Consider the following 20,443-nt stretch of genomic DNA (forward strand, 5'->3'; position numbering starts at 1 on the left):
TTGCTGTATTTGGTCCACTCCACCCTGTCTGCCTACCCGAGCCATGGCTGTTCTGCAAGTGCCCACGTGTGTACTCCATATCAGAACGAGGTCGAACAATTGACTTACAACTTTGAACACGCCACGTTTGAGAAACTGTTTGAATGAATTGATTTGACGGAAGAGTGAGTGAGTTGTATTCAAGTCCCAGCTGCCACATCACCAATGATGAAATGGTCTCAGGCCCTCTGTAATCTTCAGCTGCCAATGACGTGGTCCGGTGATTTGGTTACTGTGGTTTAGCAGTATCTGGGTAATGCATGTTTGCCTGTTTGGTAGCGCAGAGCTATTGCAAGCCCAGCCAAGCCTGGTTTCCCCATGGCACCCCCCTGTATTACGTGATGAATGTTGGCTAAGCTGGAGGCTGCACAGTCAGGCTGAGATTTCCTGGTTGAGTTGGGCATCAAAGATGACTTGAAAGCCCTCTGGGCACTCTGGGTGACCAATCTTGTGGGCATCCAAAGTAACTTGCTATTAGCTGTGCCCCACCACAGTGCCACATACCTCATGCTGTTGTCTGCTGTGTCCCATCACCATCCATACACCTGTGCCAGACGGACAAAGTGCATTGCAGTGCTCACCTTGATGAAGCTTTAACTGCACCAGGCTGCTTTCGCGATGCTGAAGGGAATCCACTCAAGCTGCATCTGGGGCTTTGCCTTACAAGTGCGTGTACCTGAGTGTATTCATCAGCCTGGTTGAAATCCTTGTCCACTGATAACATTGTCTGGCAGCAGTCATAATCAGGTCGTTAAAATGTATGAACGGACATTGTTTTTAGTTTTGAAATGAGATTCTGACGTATCCCCAAGTGAATAGCTCGTTGGTGAAGTAGTTGGTGTTTAGGTCGGAACACCGTTGTGATGATGGCGATGGTTTGGTGATCAAGCCTTTGCCATTGGGAATCATCCTTGGCCCAGAAGATTCGTGCAGGCGTGTGGGGATCTCTGGTGTGTCATCATGTGTTGATTCCATCACCGGAGGAGCCATTCCATGACTTCGCTGCCTCACCATGTGTGTCGTCGCGTGCCGCCACCATATCTGTTATTTGCGCAGGTGCGTCGGCCAGCCGGATCAGCGAGGATTGTCTAAACTGGGAACACTGCAGGAAGGCATCGTGATTTGGTGACCGCGAGCCTGGCGATGAGTCACGGCCGCTCCATGTGTGGGTGACGGGTGCCGGTGGGCGTCTGTTCAGAGTCACTCCTCATGATGTGCTGCTGCTACAACAACACACACACCAAATCCATTACCACTACAGTCAGTATCTGCCTGCTGGATGATGGGTACCGATGGGTGTGGCCCCATCACCGGTGGCCTGAACATCTGCAGCAAACACCGGGTGCAAACCATTTCTGTAATGAAGGGCTTGGTCATGAGCTTACTTATGTCACACCAACCTCTTTAAAAAAAAAAAAAAAAACAAGAGAGAGCAGAAAGCTGAGAAACCTTCTACTGGGTCACAATGCAGTGTTCCAGGTCCCTCACCAGGAGGGGATTTTATAGAGCTGATGTGTATCAAACTGATGCTGCTGCTGTCTATCACCCTCTATTGTGATGCTGAGTGAGCATGAGGAATCGAGGTTGGTCACCGGGGTGACCGACATGGTTGGTGGATTCGGAATGCAGGGTGTTGCCGGTTATCACCACGCTGCCCGTCCACGCCCAGCCGTGAGGCATCCACTGCACGGAACGAGCAGACACCACCCTTGTGTGCGGCCAACGGCGCACCATGATCCGTGAGCCCTGTTGCCACTGCCCAGAAGCCCAACATGCCTGTTGGCATCGACATTGATGTCATCGTCACTGCAGGAGTCCCCTACCCATGCACTGCTGTGTCTGTGTCCGGTGTTGCAGCACCGTTGCCCATCCACAGAGCAAACCCAACCCCATCTGTGTACTGGTGGCGGCCTTGCCACCCAGTTTGGGTGAAGATCAAACCCGGTGGCCGGAGCGGCTGAGTTCACCTCCTCCATTGTCCTGTGAGACGACGAGAACAAGACCAGAAGGTGTTGAAACGGATGTATCCTGTTGTATGGGGCCTGAAGAGCGGTTGAGCCCTCTGACATCTGATCAGCGGGTTCCAAGTGGTGGAGCCTTCCTGCAAACCTGCGGTAAGCTTCCGGGTTTGGTGGTGACAGTGTGCTTGATGGTTTGAGCATAATGCATAGGCATATTGCCACTGTCTAATGGATATTTGCCATAATGATGTCTCTGTTGTATGGATATCAGAATGCATATAATTGTGTGTGTTGACACGTGCACGTCAGGAGATGGAGCAACTGCCTGGTTTGGCTGTGATACCGGGAGGAGGGGCCAGGCTGACGTGTTCAGAGCTGGTGATGGTCAATGCTGGAGATGAGACGAGGACATGTAGGAATTATTGTTACGTTGTTTGGCTGCTCATGAGGGTGCGGTGGTGGTGACGTGCACACTCCCACTCTGCTCCTGGATACCAGGCCATCCAGGGGCCACAAGGCCCCAAGCTGCTGGATCCTGGAGTTGGGATGGGTTCATCATGACACTCTGAGATGTTACATCAGTCTGGTGGAGGGAAGCCTATCCCCTTCTGGGGCTCATTCACAGGCCATTGCCATGCTGTTAGCATAGGGCGTGCTCATGAGCTGTTATTGCTATCAGCCAGTCCCCTGTACTGCTGTGGGGTTTCTCATGTTGCCACACGAAGCCATGCACATGTGCTTGGTTATTGGTGGAGGAGGGTGGTGAGAGCGGCCTAATTGTTTGTTGCACCACTGTCATATGAGTGTCATATCCGTTAAGACCATTAACTGGGTATGTCAAGGCATTGTCATGTCATTACGTGGTAGATCTGTGGGCATCGTGGTTTGTTGGCAGAGTAGGGGTGACTGGAGTGGTGTGGCCGTGACTCATGAGTTTCTGGGAGACGAAAGGTTCTCAAAACAATGGGTCCCTTGTCAGGGACTCTGGTTTCTGCACCCATCCTGGTGGTGGGTTCCTGCCCAGGCTGCATATCACTTGGACAGATGAGCATTGCCCTGTGCAAACGGGTAACTCTCATCCACCACGCGCAGGCAACAATCATAGAACTTTTTCTTTCACGTCGCTGCACCACCTCCTTCTGTGTGTGCATATGCCATGTTCTTGTCACCTCACGGGTTGTCTGTCTTACCCTTTCCCATCATCAAAATGTGTACTTTGTGCTACGTGTTGCTGATGTGTTTGGAACATTCATGTCGGAGAGGCTCAGGAAAAATTGCCACACAGCCTGTGTATCTGTTTATTTATGATAGCATCCTGGGAGTCTCTTCCTCTGGTGCATCTTGATCCTTGAGCCCAGTGTCTTAAGGCTAAAATGTTTATTATCCGTTTTTGGTTGGCCATGGTGATGTCATGGCTGATTGCTATTAGAGTTGTGATCGAAGTGGCACTCGAGGATTTGTGAAGAGGCCATGAACTGTGCCGAAGGATGGTGATGGTGTCTGATTTTTGGAGAGGTACTGAATCCCTTTGGGAGAGATACCGGGAGGAGGCTCCTCCTAGGTGGGGACTGGCGGTGATGTCAGAGACCTGCCCGGCCAGCCTCCATTGCAGTGCCCAGAGGAGATGGGTGAAAATGGAAGTGATCATTGAGTTAGTTATTGGTGAACGGATGTGCCCAGGGACGGGCCCATGTAGGATTGCTGCCCGCACCTGTCTGGGTTGGCTCATGCTGAGAGGTATACCAGTTAGGTTACTGGGTGATCAGGTGTCACACACCAACACCCTAGTGAAACATGTTAGTGGTTAGATTTTAGAGTCATCCTATACCCTGTGAAAATTATCTTTGTAGTCCTTTATAATTGTCAACTATATACCAAGTTCAATAGCACAAAGATTATCTGAAGTGATTATGGAGCAAAGAAGGTGTAGAAAGTTTGAGGATTGTTAACCAGCCATGTAGGCCTGTTTTTCATGGTCCATCCAATTGCATTCCACTCATGGTTATTGTCACTGAGAAATGAGAAATTAATTATATCAAAGAAATATTGATTAATCTGCAAAGTAGCTGAGATCTACTCTATTTGGTCTTTCACTGTCTGAGTCAGTGATTTGTGACATGAGGATTGCCAAGGGAATGGTTTTTGCAAACCCCTGTGAAAACAATGTTATGAATAAACTGGGTTTACTCTTCAAAAATTGTATAGCGGGAACAAAACAAGACCAGCTGCTCCCTCAATGTATCTGGCCGGTGGGCTTCACTTTTCTTCTTCATTTGTGGCTTGTACTTGCATTTGCATTTTCAATTTCCGTCTACATAACCCATTAGCCATTCTTATGGATCCCGGTAACAGTAAGAACCCAGACATCTCAGTGCTTGATCTTCGAACATCAAACCATTGCAGGGCAGCCAGGAGAAGTCGGCGCCAACCGCGATGTGTACCTGTGGGGTTCTTTGGAAGCGGCTGGAGCTACAGAGTTCGTGTTGTTGGTGAATCGGGCCGGCTCGATCACCCGGTGGCGCGGGAACCACCACCCAAGTGGATTGCTATGGGTCTCCAGGTTGGTGTGCAGATTGGTCGGATGGTTGTGACTTATGCCCGTGGCCTATCCTTTTTGCATGGTACCCGTCATCTCGATCCATGTGTGAATATTTGCCGAATGAATAGGGGGAAGAAACGACTGCTGCCCATATCAAGATGTTTGCTGATTGCACTTCTGTGTGTTTGGGTTACTGCTTGTGGCCAACTCCACACATTGCTGCTGGCTACACAGTTGTCTACGTGGCCAGGTGTCCGTGAGTTGTTTCTGTGTTAACTGTACCTGATGACTGCTTTTTTTGTTGTGATCATCCTGTTGCAGGCTGTTTCTTTGTCGTCTTATCACAGTCAGATGCTCCATCCTCAAGTGGCTGACGACGGGTTTGGCTCACGTGGGTCGGGTTGATGTTCCGGTGGAGGTCCGGTACATATGGTTCGGGGCTGGAAATCACCGGGGTCTAGACATACATATCCACGCTGGCATGGTTGTTTGGGTTTGGCATCATCATCGAGTTGATACCTTTTTTTTGGGAGGCCCATAGAAGTCAGGAACAGTGGAAGCACAGTCCAAGCAGATGCCACCGGCGCAACCCAGCGGGCGGCACGTGGAGTTGCAGACGAATCGAAATGGGTACCGGGGAGTGGGTGCCCCTAGACCGGAGACAACCCCACCGCCGACTCAAATGTCCCCTTGTATGGCGGATTGATGTCGGGGATGGGATTGTGAGTATCAGCATGGCAGCTAGGAGGAGTGCTGGGTGACCGAGCGCTGTGCACCGTGCTGCACAGGCCTCGGGGACTTGGGATCCCGGGTGTCACGAGATTTGGTGCCTGGTGTCTGTGCGAGCCATGCCTCTGAAGCCATGGGCTGCACAAGGTCCTCCACCAATGAGCCAAGGGAGAAACCATGTGTGCCGCCATCATCCCCATCATCATCATGGTGGCTTGACAGACCCTATATCCACATGTCCGTCATCATAGTCCAATGGAAAGCAGTTGTCCCGGGATGTCAAATGCCTGGGTTGCTGGGTCCCTGATGACTGGATACCCCCTCCTGTATCCGGTACCCAATGTGCTTATAATCCATGGCGCCTCACCCGGTTGGAGAGCACTAATCATGCAGTGGTGCAGCTGTTGTAGGAGTTATCTATTCCCCTACCAATTCCCATACAAAAAGCCACAGTGATGTTTGTGTGTGTGTGTGTGATCTTAAAACTCGGCACTGAATGGTGTTCCGATGAATGGAGTCCAGAGGACCATGAGTCAATGCTTCTTGAAATTTGTCAACGTGGCCATCACCTAATCCCTGGCTCTTGAATTGCCTCAGTTTGGAGACCACTTTCAAGTGGCTGCTTTATGCCCAGTCCTTTGCCCGGCCACCACATACATTTTCCAGGCATCATAGGACCAGTTTTGATACCAGTCATTTTGCTCATTCTTGCATCATCATTGGATATCGGTTGAACCATATCGGATGTATCTTTATTCAGGGGTTTTTATTTGGTACTTATTATATATATGTATATACAGGACAAAAATTGAGTCACATAATGCTTTATCTGTGTGCATATGTAACTGTTGCAGAGACATATGACTACGATGCATTGGAGGGAAGTCAAGAATCGGCAACAATGACGCTCAACTGCTGCTTAAAATTACTGTTCATCCACCCAGTGGAGGATCACATGGTAACGCAGTGACTCAACAGCGACCATGAGTGATAGCTGTGGAAGAGTTTGGTATTGAGCTCAGGTCGCATCCCTGTCTATCTCTGACATCTGCAGCGGCCATGCACAATGTCCATCACGTGGTTGGTGCTGCAGGTTGTTGTTGTGTCTCCATCATCCATCGATGTGTTGACGGTGAAGATGCAGGCTGACGGTGATCCTATTATAACAAGTCCACAAACCGCGAAACTGATGGCTCTTGCAAAGCCTCACCAAAACTGTTAACTGCCTAAGCGGACAACCAGGTTAAGAACTCTGTGTCAATCAGCAAAATCATTATCATAAAGGTATTAAAATGATAGAGTAAAGGTTTGATTTCCGTGATATGCTCTATAAATTGCCGTATCCAATTGAAGATATATACACACATAAACCCTTATTTATGTGGCAGAGTTGTAAAGGCAAACGCGTGCATATTGTATTCATGGTCCTTTAAGAACATCAAGGTCCAAGGTGTATATTCATGTCTGGATATATATCTTTGAGCTACTCATAAAACTCCTCTACCCATTGTGAGGTAAGAGATTTGGGCATTTGATCATATAATGTTGCTGTGAGCACAATATGTCCTCAGTGCCTCTGACACCAGGCTGGCCATGGCTCGGCCTGTAATCCCAGCTACGCCAAGCCTGGTGCAAAATCATCAATACCACTGCCAGGAATGTTGCTGTGAGAACGGATCTGAGAATGAGTGTGCATAGCAGAGGCCCTGACTGGTCAAATCCTGTTAAGATTGTGTTCTCAAGGACAGCTTGATCGAACAGCTCCAACCCACTGCCCTGATGCTTTGGCAAGGGGAGACATGACCCATTGGGCTAGAAATCTGTATGCAGATTCCTGCATCTGGTTTTTATAAATTGGCATCAACATCTTTATAACTGGGTGCCGGCATCACCCAGATATTGGCGCCACGCATACAAGAACTCAGAGGACCATTGTGGGTGTGATGCTTGAACACGGTGTTGACCATCATCGCCAGGGTTAGCACCTGGCTGCGCCTCTGTTCTGGGATTGGCAACCTCATTGCCTGGATGATCATTCAGGTTTCACAGCCTCCGTGTGGATGTGTGGGCGGCCTGCAGAGTTCTCCAGCTCAGCTGTGATTGGTGCTTCTGTTCTCACAGGGGATTGGGGTGGCCTGGTTGATTCCTGTTGGCTGAGGTGTCAGGATTTGAACCTGTTCAAGGGCGGAGCATGTGACAAAATATCCACATGTTGTCATGGCCGTTGCCCGGAGTGCCAGCCATTTCCTCACTGATGTCACCTGGCACCATTGTTGACAACAAGCCCGGGTGTGCTGGATATCCAGGAGCATTGTCTCTGTGATTGTGTGTTGCCTAGACGGTTGTTCTCAGATCCAGAAGCAGGTACTTAGTGAATTGTGAACCCCTGACATCAGAGTGTGCCCGCTGCCGGGTGAGCGCTGCACGGGAGCGCGCGACGGGCGACGCCGGACGCGTGCCCCCGGACTGGTGGCTGCCTCTTGCGCCATGGCGGTGTCTGACGCGTCTTGTTGTGCTGTAATGGTTGCACTATCACAGACTCAGGAAAACGACGCATCGGAAATTTAGCCTGCCCAAAAGAAATCCTTACCTCCTAATTCGACAATTTCCGGTGTGTTATCCATGGGTGGCCGACGATGGCTATCCCTTCTTCGGGATAGAAGAGTCCCTGGCACACCCATGTGGGCCGCAGCCCAGAATAATGTGTTCATGTCGGCGGTTAGTCCCACAACCGCGGTGAATACCCATTGCAGGCGTCAAACGACCGGGTGGCGTGGGTCCATAACCGATGGGTGCGCTCAGCCTGCCCGACCGGCCCGCGCACCAGGCGACGCATGCGGCATTGCCACCCGGCGACGACTGGTTTGCCAACATCATCATCGGATCCTCTGGTGAACGGCCACGACCAGAGGCCCATGGGGGCTGGGTGTGAGATTTGTGGCCACACTGCAAGACCATGTTATCGCATGGTATTTTTATAGTGTGTGCGCTATCCCACAAGGCCAGGGTCATCTGGGAAACATTATGATGTCACATTCAGATATTGTGACTGTCTTTTTCCCTATGTTTTTACTGGCTTCTTAAGCATTTCATTATCTAGTGATTCCATGTGATTTTTGCCATTGCGGTACTGTGGTTGTTTCATGTCTTTCTAAATCTTAGCCCATTTGATATTTAAAAGGAATTGTTGATGCACAAGCATAAAATTGAACAGGCACACTGACAGCATTCTATTATGTACTAGTTTATTTATATCTGTTTCATCTATGCTGTAATGGTAAGTGCCTGTGTCAAGCTGGTCTACACCATGTCGCTGTGGCATAGTCCCTTGCCACCCTCCAGCTGCCATGTGTCATCATCCTGTTGTCATTTGTCAGCCTGCGTGCCATGATTGAGATGTTCCAGGGTGCAGTCGGTGCCAAGCCAGGTCCCTACCACACATCCAGTGACGTGGATGGTTGCAGCAAGGTCAGTGTGGGTGATTGGTGACAAGGAAGTCCATTGCCTCTTATCATGTGACAAAGTCTTAGGATTTTTGTTATCATATTGCTGCATCATCCAAATGCCCTGATGGATTGATCCTGCATGAATGCGCCCAGCCAGGAAAGCTGATTTGATGTAATTATATATCATTTATTGCCAGCCACCCTCTCTCACCCTCCCTCCATCCAAAGCAATCACTGTCACTCCCATGGCTAGGGGCTGGAGTGTGGGCATTCAAAACTGGACATCATCCAACGGAAGTGCCCACCTGCAGATCATTCCCAGGCTCACCATGAGACCAGCTGCCTATGCTGTGAATGCAGGCACTGCTGCAGGAGGACTTGCACTTGCCCTCTCCAAAACCAGCCCCAGGGCTGCTGCCACCAGACTCTGCTGATTTGTGTATCACACTCAGTTGTGTGACTGTATTTATTTGATACACAGTCTGTCCTCTGCCTCAGACAGCCCCAGTGTTCAAATGTGTTTCCACACCCAGCTTTCTAGCAAGAGCAATATGGTCACACAGTAATAAATGTGGATCATAGTGGTTATTAAATTGCAGTCGCAGGGCTAGTTAGTTGTGATCAGCGCCCACAGGCCGAGTTAACTAATAGCTATTTTGATAGGCAATCTCTCTGTCTTTCTTTCTTATACCATTCCAATCATAAAGCTGGTGAATTTATGTATTTAAAAGATCTATCACTCTTATGCATACAAATGAATGCCTAATAAGCGTTGGCTTTTTGTGTAGGGCTATTCCAATACTATTTGTGAGACTTTATTCACTTTGAGAACCTAAAGCCCCTTAGTATCTAGGTGTCGACACCGCCAGGGCATTCTGTTTTATTAGCCTAGCCATGATGGTTTATCTTGGTTGCCCATCAGGGTGTTGAGATTGGGTCAGCACCATGGGCACTCCAATTGTGATCTTGCAGCATCCCATGACGGGTTCATGGTGGTTTCCCAAGTTTATATTGTTCATTTCACCCAGTCTCAGTGCCTGGCAATGGGTACACATGGGTGTTTGTGCTTCTGCCATCAACCAGGTAGAAGGCAGCTTTCTTCCTTGAATCCATCACCTGCTTTGTGTTGCTGGGATTGTAGAAGTGCCTTCTTCAACACAAGGTGCTTATTTGCTCCAGAGCCACTATGTTGATACCGGTTACTGCCCAGCAAATTGTGTTGAAGGACCCATAGGAAAATTGGACAACCCGGTGAGATATCATTAATATCTTCTCTTCCTGTGCACCACATATTATGTTCCACTATCTCTCCATGCAGTCTGTTTTTTGTGTCACCTGATCTTCACCCACTGACGGTGACATTTACAGTGCCAGAATTACTACCTGGATGACCGTGTGGTCAAAATGCTTTATAGTGAATTGGTGGCATGTAAATGAATGTCTGGTCAGTTCCCTGAGGATACAATGTGATAAATGCTTGAGTGTCTTCATGACCATACGGAAACTGTTTACTATATGTCTCACGTCACCCCATCTGCAGCTGATTCATTGAGATGCAGGCTGCACCTCCACAGCTGATTGTTACATGTACTCTTCCATGGCCGTCGTCTTCATGTATTGCTCTTGCTTGCCTTCTTCACTTTGTATATGTGGTTGAGTGATGTACATGAGAGCCATGTTAATCCACTGAGGCAAGTCCCTATGGTAAGAAAAGGCTCACACAATGTATGCATGTGTGACTGTTTATGTTAGCATCCTGGTCATGATGATGATGTTGTGATGCAGCTTGGTGAGTGAACGGACCCATCACCAATACCGTGAGTGAGTGCTGTGATGAGAGGTCACTTGTGAAAGAATTATCTTGTCAAGAGCTGTGCTCCCTGATCCAGGATCCTGCCTTCAGAAGTGCAGGATCGCCTGGAGTGATGTTGTATCCTGCTTGGCGGAGCCACCAACAGCAACCACTTTGACAAAGACAGTTGGAAAGGGGCAAGGTCCTTTGGCAGTCAGGTGACTTGCTGGGATAATTCTGTGACATCCGAGTGCACCTTCACCTACGTAGTCATCTCACTCTGTCTCACTAGCTGCTTCACGCAGCATCAGTCATTTTGCTGCATTTTGCCTCTCCGTGAGCATATTTTTCAGGAGGAGTTGGAGAGGGACTCACCCATTTCCGGGTCCATTGTAGTTTCATTTTGGATTATTATTCTTGTTTTTTTGTTTTGCTAGTCTGTACTTTGGATTGGGATTCTCCATCGAAATATTGTGTTAGATCTTTCACGTGCATTTGACTACTTGGTGTGTAGTTATGTCTTTGCCAGACATCTTTCCTGTTGAGGTGTTGCATCTGCCATAGCTTAGTGACAAACCTACCAGGTGATCTAGCTGTCACGCTGAGGAGATTGCTTGGGAGCAGAGCACTCGGTTGAAGCTATCACTTGCAAAGCAATCTCAGAGCACCATCCCATTGTGCTGCAATGTCGGAGGAAGCACCTGGTTCACTGGAACTGGTTAGTGTTCAGATCTGACTAATGTGTGACTGTGCCCTCTGGATCGAACAGCTCTGCTGCTGTGTCTGTCTTGCTACCATGCCCACATGAGGAACTGAGGACTAACTTGCATATGCTGGCCAGGATATCCCAGCTCAAGAAGCTGTAGAACATTCTTGATGTCTATTGTATGGCTTGAGTGTATCCTAAAAATTGTTGGATTATTTTGCCAACCATACTGATGGTTCCTGTGCAGAAACATGATGGGAACAACTGTATTTTGAGTAACTGGCTGCTATGAACGGTCAGCAGCAACATTTTGGAAAGGGTGTTTACCACTGTGAATGCCTACACTGCAGTCAGATACTTTGTAAGAGTTATCATTGATTATTGTCAGCATGTATATGCCATGATCACCCAACCTGTCCAATCTTTCTTTTTTTTGGTGGAGGAACCACATTGTATATCTGTGACTGTTTGTTGTGTATATGTGTATATTTATTTCATCAACAGGTGGATAATGATGTCATTTGTTTGGATGGCTGAGTTAGTTTGTCTGATTGAGTTATTCCATTATCTTTAATACATCATGTGGTGTGAGATTGCTGCCATTGTTGTTATTAGTTTGATATACATATCTGTATGCTTGGTGTATGGATCTACTTCTTTCCAGGCAATTTCATAATGCTGCAAAGGAAACTGATGTTTGATTTCTGCTCATGCCATTTCTGCTGTTGTGTTTGGCTATATGGCCTGAATTGATGTGGACAAAATGATTTGGGCATTTGAGTTGCTAGCCTCCCCAAGTATCCATGGTCCACACAGGGTGATAAACATTTGGCAGGTGAGTTTTTTACAAGTGACATAATGTGTGAATTATGCTGTTCAGTTTGATGGAACTGTCTCTATTATATAAAGACATTGCTCTGTGCTGTGCCTGGCTGACTCAGTTGCCCTTGAAGCAATGTGCACAATGCACTCACTAATTTCTGCTGGCCAAGATAAAATTTCAGTGGGATCTCAATGCAGTGTCCTATCCAAGGTGAAATCAGCTTGTTTGGTTTGCTGGCATTGTCCCATTTGCCTGTTGTGGTGAGGGATGCCAGCACTGCAGCTCAGTCTTCTGTTTGACTGGTATACAGTCAGAACTTAAATTTTTCCAAGATCCATACAACCAGGCTGCTTAGGTTTTTGAAACTGCTTCAAAACCTTGATGAGAGGTTAGCTGATATCCATCTGCATGTACCAGGACGGTGGCTGAGGATTCCTGTTGGCGCCCAGTGGCTCTGTGAGTGATGTCAAGTGCACCATGTAACTGTTGGAGTGATGAGTCTGACTGTCTGGCAGGGCCTTGTAAGGATTGCTATTCATGTAGAAATGATGTTCCATGGAAACACTCCCAATTTGAGAGGAACTGATGTTGGATTCTGGGCAGCATCTTCAAAAGGAGTCGCTAAAGCTGTCCTGGAAAAATGAATCAGTTGCAGAGGGTGCCTCCACAGTGGCTATGCACCTCCACTGCTGGTTGATATGATCTGGAACTCCCCTGGCCATCCCTGGTGATACATATCACTGGCTGTCACCTCAGTGATTCAGCTGGACCAAAACCGTGCAGGTGGGTTGCTGTACCCCACCCATGCACTGTGTGAGCGTGACTAGTGAGCAAGACGAAGCAAATACAACCGGTTTCATTGGTCTCTGCCACTGCCATCGTGCTGGTGCAGCATCCACTCTCTCTCTCTGTTGAAGTGGGCCACCGTGCTGTACCCATTCTGTCACAGATGAGTGGTCAGGGACATTGAGGCTTGCTTGGACATTGGGAATGCATAATGACATTGGCATATGAAATGAGTGCATGATTGACGTATTCAATTCCTGGCATCAGTGCGTTGCTGTGTTGAAGTCAGAACAAACGACGACTGTCAAGTTCATCATGTCAACATGTCGAGCAGATAACGTGATGTTGCAACCAATTTCCAGTGGGCCGCCCTGCTTGTTCAGATCCATGTCACTTCTTTGTCTTTCCTGGTCAGGGTTGTTTGTCTTATTTTTATTGATCATTGGCCACTGGAATGCATTATGATACTTTTGTTTGGAGATAATTGCTGTGTGGCTCTATGCTTTATGGAATGCCTGTATTATTACTCAATACCAAACTCATCACCTTTAGTATATGTGTCGTGAAACCCAGGGAGTTGATCCCCAGCGATGACTTGAGGTCAAGACCAGCCTGGGCAACAGAGTGAGACCATATATATATATGAGAGAGCTGCCTATGCCACCAGGACGCAACGCCCTAATCCCTGCCGATGCCCAGTTGCCAGATCCAGAAGGATGCCTTAATGGTGGCACCATCCACTCATCATGCTGCCCACTGGCTCATTGCTGTCATGGGTGCACATTGCCATGGATGATCATTCAGTTGCCACTGTACGTAGCAATGCCAGTGTAGGTATTTCTAGTATATTGTTTGAGTGAACAATCAATGTCTGGCTGCTCATCTGGCCTGGAACTGGTGTGTCTTATCAGACTGGTGCAGTCTGCCTGTACGAGATTGGAGGCCTCAGCCCACCCATGCCCCCTTCAGATGAGTCGCTTAGCCATTGTGGTATATGGATGTGGAACACAAAGCAAGACTGTTGTCATCCTGTCCACCACAATCAGTTGCTTTATCACTTTTTGAGCACCCATCAGGATCAATCATCTGGGTACTTTTCTGCAAATATCCACTAATGCTGTGTGCAAGGACACTGTGCCTGGGCTGGGGTGGTCTTTCCCACTCACTCTAACATGGCTACAGAGCCCACAGCCTCCAAAAAGTCTGTTGTGGTTGGTCAGCAACTGTGCCTGGCCTTCACAACCATATAGGATGTTGGATAAACACTGGCAGGTCTGTGCTTGTGTTCACCAATGCTGTAGACCAATGCAAAGAAGCAGCTCGATAGAAGACTTTTGTGTTGAAATGGTGAAGTGCATGGTCGAGATCCTTTGCTTAGATAAGCTGCTGCTAACCACTACGGAGTAGCCGGATAGGTCTGGAACCCGACCAATACCCCCTTACCGGTATCTCTTTATCAGTCTGTCATCTTGCAACGACGCAAAACGGTCGGTACCGTCGTGCCGCCAAAAAAGCACATTGCCAAACCCAGGGAAAGCTGCTTGGGGCGATTCTTTCGCAACACCACCGCCAACTCCGTCCAGATGCCATACGCGAGTCAGGATGTTGTTTGCAAAAACAAACTGAGAAAATTTGATCCTTAAGCAACTTGATGGATGTGTGCTGGCAAACGTATCCACACTGCTGCAGTTTGGTCTCTGCACGCAATGTCAGCAAGATCCTTCAGCGTATCCACTGATCAATTGATCGTGATATTGTGTCTATAGCTAGTGAAGCCATTGCTCCAGCACCTTTGAGCTCCTGGGTTATTGGGAAACCAAGAGGACGTGGATATAGATGCAGAGAGGCAGGACCATACGCCTACCCCGAGCTCGCTCATCCGCTTCTCCATATCAAGATTGCCATGTGGGTTCTAGTTCTGGTGGCTGAAATGCCACCGGCTCACGAGCCAAAAACCGAAGATTAAATTGTTTCTTCAAGGCCGTCCATTTTGGGTCGCTGCTGTCATATAAACATGACCCATCATCCTTCCAAGAAGGGACGCCGAATGAATGGAAAAGTCTTCCTGGTAAGTGCTTTTGCGGGCAAAGTTTGAAATACCCATTCATCTGCAGCCTGATCAAACTGTAGTGATAAAATGTTGTACCTGTGGATGGCATTGAGCTGCAGCAGTGGCTTCACCATGTTAGCTGACAAGAGGGTTTCTGAAGGCTGGGAGGCAACAGAACCCTTGGGATTTGGGTTTTTTTTTTTTTTTGCTCAGTGAGCCAGATGCCAGAGATTGCAGTGGGTTTACCTGAGACCACTGTGAATTACAAGGAAACAATGGGTTGATGATGTGAGGGTTATCCTGTAACCTGCTAGGTCTGCTGCTGGCCCAGCCTGTTGGAATGACCTTGAGCCAAACTTGAAAGGCAGGTCGTGTTCAAAGTAGCTGGTGTGTCAGGCCTCATGGATGTATGCTGCCTGGCAGAGATGCTGGTGCCTGCAGCTGAGAGCTAGTGCCAGCCATGGGTCAAAGCTGTGCAATGCGACTCATTGCTACGACATCTGTATTGTTCCAGGCGCTGGCAGAGGTCGCGGTCAGGCAGAGTGCTCCTGTGTACAGGGAAGGCTGCTGCACAGATCCACGGAAACAGGACGGCCACAATGCAGCAGCCAATTGGTGCATCGCAATGGATGTGAGCAGTTGGTGTCCAGCGGCGGATCAGAAGGCAAGGAACAGGTGCCTACTCTGTCTATGACTGATCAGCAGTTTGAGTAATGCTCAGGTATTTTTTTAAATTAATTAATTGATAATTAAAATGTTTGGTGCATAGCATGAACAGCTGTGTTTGCCTTGGCTTTACTGTAGTGGATGGATTGAGTGTTGAATTGCTGGGCAGGCAGCTCATTGTGAAGTCTCCACCTACTGGCCAAGTTTGATCTAGACCTGCACATCCCAGTTTGACATAAGTGGCTAGGCAGAGATATGGTGATTGAAATGTTACTCAGTGTCCTTAACTCTGGATTGACATGCAGGTTTGCTGCTTTATGAGGTTTGATGTGATGTTCAGTGGCTGGGATTCAGATAAAATTGTTGAGCCCTGATGCACCAAATGGGTGTGTGCATAAGCTTGTGGACAGAAGTGGGCTCCAGTCATTTGGATAAACCAAGGTTGGAACTTATAAACCTGCCTGGACCATTCATATGCAGTCTCATCCCATAGTGCAGCACACAAGAGGACCTGTTTTCCTTGAGGAGGTTGGAATGCTATCTCTTGTAATATCCAATTCAAGTGGCCACAGGTGGTTATTATATATATGTTTTCCTGAAGTTTTTATAAGCATTATAAAAAGAGTTTTTGAGTATTTTCCTTCAATCCCAATTTGGATCACAACATATTCTGTTTCTCATATACATATGTATGGTCTTATAAAATGTGTTTAGAAAGAAATGAAGATGCTGGGGTTGGGAAACGTCCATTATAGGTCTTGGTTTCTCAAACACCTCCTGCCCCAAATCAGCTATTGCTGTTGCATCAAACCAGGCAAGAACATGCCATGAGCGGTCTCCCAATCAGTACCATCAAGTGAACTGCACCCACCTGTTCCCGGTGCTTGCATGGCCACCAAATGGTTGTGGCAGCTGGGTTGGTTTACTTGTTAGGGCTGGGTAAGCAATTGCAAAGTCCCATAACTGCACAGGTGGTGGTTGGAGACTTCAGCTGCAAGGAGTCTGCATCTACACTTCAAGGCAGTCTTTGGACCCCCACTGGGAGAATTCTGTAAATCTCTGCCCTCTGTGAGCACTGACTTGGATCACCCCCAGTTTGGGGCTGCAGCCAACACCGTGACACACCAAGCTCTTTTTTTTTTTTTTTTTTTTTTTTTTTTTTGCTGCCCATAGGCATGATATTATGAATGCATGTGCACACATAGGCTGCCTTTTGCTGCTAACACCACAAGACTTATTCGGTTGGCTGCAGATTGAAATTGTTGTGCAAAGGTTCTGGGTGTATACAAATCCTGAGTTTATTTCAGCAATTCCCTGTAGCTTGGTTATTGGTACCAGCCTGAGTCAGCTCCTCTAAGCTGCACCAAGAACCCAAACTGCTAAGGGGTAGACAGTCCCATATGTGTACCTGTACCTGTCCTATTTGAGTCCCATTTGGATGTGATTCCACCCTGTGATGGGGGCTAGTGATATCCTGTCCGTTTCTATCCCAGTTGTTCCTGTTATCCTATAGCACCAAAGAAACATTCAGTGTCACTGCCCATGTGTGTGGGCTTGGCCTTCTGTTGTTTATGTTGCTGTCATTGTGGATGCCTGGTGGTTCCTGACCCCTGACCACCTGGGACCCCACCTCCCTGTCTCCTTTGACTGCCCAGTAATCATGGATAATGCATCGGACGGCATTCAGCCCCCCCACGCCCGCCCAGGTGCAAATTGTGAGTCTTATGCGGGGTCCCTGAAATGGTTAGGATGATGGTCAGGTTGCCTGGCCCACTCAGGACGTGCTGCCATATCACACCCCCAGGCTTGGGTATCACACAGGACGGTTTGAAGACCTTGGAGTGCGCCATGTTCTGAGTGCCAACATCTATGCTTGGCTGTCCGACTCCAAACAGTTGCCATCAGGTACCTCATCCAGGTAATGATGTTGAGTCCCCAAGCACCCCACGGGGTGACCGAGATTGTGCATCTGTCCTCATCCATGATGATGATTATTGGAGATTGGATCATTTTTATCAGTGGGTCCCATACACAGGTGTGTGTGTGAGTGTGGTGGTGTCGCCATTGTGGCAAAGTGGTTACAGGTAACGATGGTTGGGATGTTGTGCATCATAGGTCTGCTGTACTCATTAGTGAGATATCAGCTCCAGCTGCCTATGCCAGATTAGTTGCTGTGTTCATTAAATCAGATGCCGGGTTCAACTGCATCCAAAGCTGCTCCACCTCAGTGTGGCCGTGGATGATTTGGGTGTCACCAGACTGGATATTGTCATAGACCCATAGTGGGTCAGCCACGGGCGGCGAGCAATCCTATTATTTTATCAGCGAGTGTGGCACCCAGTGGGCTAAATCTGCTTCTTCATGTAGCTGTGAATGGCGCCCAAATTTATTATTTGGTGTGCATTGGTATGGCTGTTAATGCATACATAAAAAGTGTTGATGAAGAACACATATCCACAAAACCTGTGCAAAACAAAAGTCTATCAGTGTGGCTGGGTACCTGGGGTTGGACAGTGTTTGATTGCTCAATTTGAGCAGTAATGATAGGATAAATGATGTGTATGAAACAATAGCCAAAGGAGTTACATCATCTGGTTCACACTGCTTGTTGTGACTGTTGTGATGGGTGTAACTGCTGAGTCATGCCTACTCTGTATGTGTTGCAGCCTCAGAAGGTGGTGCTCACAGACAGTTATCCCCAGGTCTGGAGCTGCACTGTTGATTATGGTATCTGTCCATTGCCTAACTTATTTTGGCTGTCTGAGGACATATCCACAGCCTGTTAAGTAACTGGGGTTTCTGATGATCCTGCTGGACCATGCTGTGTTCCCAGTCAGCAGTTCCCTTCTCCTTGTTGGCAGCCAGTGACAATACCCATCTCCCCATGCTGTTTACATATTGAGCTGTGTGTGTTGAAGAAAGACATGGCCATTACTGGCAGAAAATGTTGCAAGCCACTACGGAAGCTGTACAAAGAAATAAGTATCAACCCGTTGGGTGGTTGTCTGCCCATCTGGATGCTGCTTCTCTTGCTTGCAATCACTTGGGAAAGTGTGGACGTGTCAAATCCATTCATGTTTGGATCATGACCTTTGATTATATTTGTTTTCTTCACTGCCTATTGTCATGTGCTTATGTGTGTGTGTTCATCCAGTAGTGTCTGAACCGATCTTGCTTGTCCCCTTACAATGTAGTGTATAAAGCAATGAGCTGATGCCAACTCATCTTCACCTTCTTTCTCTGGTTTCCTGAGGTCCTTTCCTGTGCTGTACTGGAGTCAGACTGCTGTTGATCTCAGGAGCCTGTATCTCCAGATGTACGAGCTGCTACCAAAGATGGTCTGCATTAAACTTGGTCTAGAAACTCATGACACCTCTGGTGGTGAATTGGCTATCTGTGATTGCCCAGAGAACCTGGCCATGACGTTCCTCTTGTGAAACCAGAGCCCCTGCCATTGTATCTGCTCAAGGCCCAGATGGTGTGGGCATCTGTGTACATATTGTCATTGCAAGCAGTGCATGCAGTAATTATTGGTTGGAGCCAACATCCTGACCATGTCCATTACTGCCTGTTTGAGTGATGAGACGGGGCAGGTGATTGATGAGGCATTGCTCTGTATTTTCCTGTCCTGAGCCCATTCACTGCAAACACTAGGTCTTAACTTCAGGGACATGGTGGTCCCATTGTGCCTGGGACATGTTGCTGCAGCGCTGCCTGGGATTGGGCAGCCGGCTACAGCTCTACTGGGACTTGATGAATGTGACTTTCTTCATGAAACTCATTGTGCAGGCTGAGTGATAGCAGACTGATCTAGTTACAGTCCCGCTCAAATGGGATGAATGTGCTGCGTTCTTTGCAAGGCCTCTTCCTGTGCCTGACTTAGATGAAAACTTGACTATCACATCTGTGGATCCATGTTGAGGCGGCCACGGATTTCCCCAGAGGAATTGTTGCCCATGGCCATGTGTTGAGCATGCCCACGTGGCCAACAGTTATCCACAGTCTTGGCTAGGCTGGTACGGTGATGGTCTGTGATGGCATGACACTGTTGTCATCCCTGGCAGACCCAGGCCTGGAATCCAGCTTGTTCAGTGTTGTGTACCTGCTGGCAGAAAGAACAGCTATTATTATTGATACATAGTGGTACTATCTGGTAGATTTGTGAACATATCCCATTGAATCGCATGCCGTTGCACGCCTTCACACAGCTGGGTTTGTGTGACACCGATGACAAGGTCGCAGAATTGTGTGTAAAATGGGCTCAGCTAGCACATATTGTGAAGGCTGAGTGCTGCTGTTGTGATGCCACTGCCACCGCTGCCCACCAACGGACAAACTTCTGTGTCATGCCCACCTTCTGAACAGTGGCCTATTGGGTGAGTGTTACATGCTGTGATCTGTAGACAAACCCTGACTTAGTGGTTATTGTCTTATTGGCATAATGCAACATCCACTGCCAATGTGCAGCTATTTAGCTGTGATGCACACTGCTGGCGGTGAAGGTTGGCGAATTGTTGCAAATCATTGTAGAAGTGCATGGTGACCAGTAAAACCTCTGAAAGCAACTTCATGCTTGGCAGGTGACATCTGGCATCACCAGCATGTTGCTGCAGCAGCCACCCCCTGCTGTGTCCACCGACGCGCTGTGTGTGCGGTGAGCCCCCTCCAAACATTTGTGTTACAGGCAACAGCAGGCGCCTGCCAGATCACCACTCTTCATATACACACCAATTTCTGCTGTGTGTCCCTTTTCAATCCTCTGTCATAATTGTAACAGCATCCCCTGCTCCTGCACACACAGGCAGAAAAATGTGTAACCATTAACATGTTCAAATGGATCAATGAAATCTTACATATGAAACTGAAAAATGAAATATATAAAAGCATGGGTCACAAGCACACACAT

At 48.0% G+C, this 20,443-nt stretch carries 1 protein-coding gene; it reads right to left on the reverse strand.

What is annotated here, in order from left to right; genetic code table 11:
• Positions 1 to 12,424: 12,424 nt before the first annotated feature.
• On the reverse strand, positions 12,425 to 12,592 hold the full coding sequence (locus tag ACVBEG_RS26755; protein ID WP_447108499.1) for a hypothetical protein: 168 nt from the start codon (positions 12,590 to 12,592) through the stop codon (positions 12,425 to 12,427).
• Between the last annotated feature and the right edge of the window lie 7,851 nt (positions 12,593 to 20,443).

It is taken from the genome of Pseudomonas sp. GG8 (genome assembly GCF_052976945.1).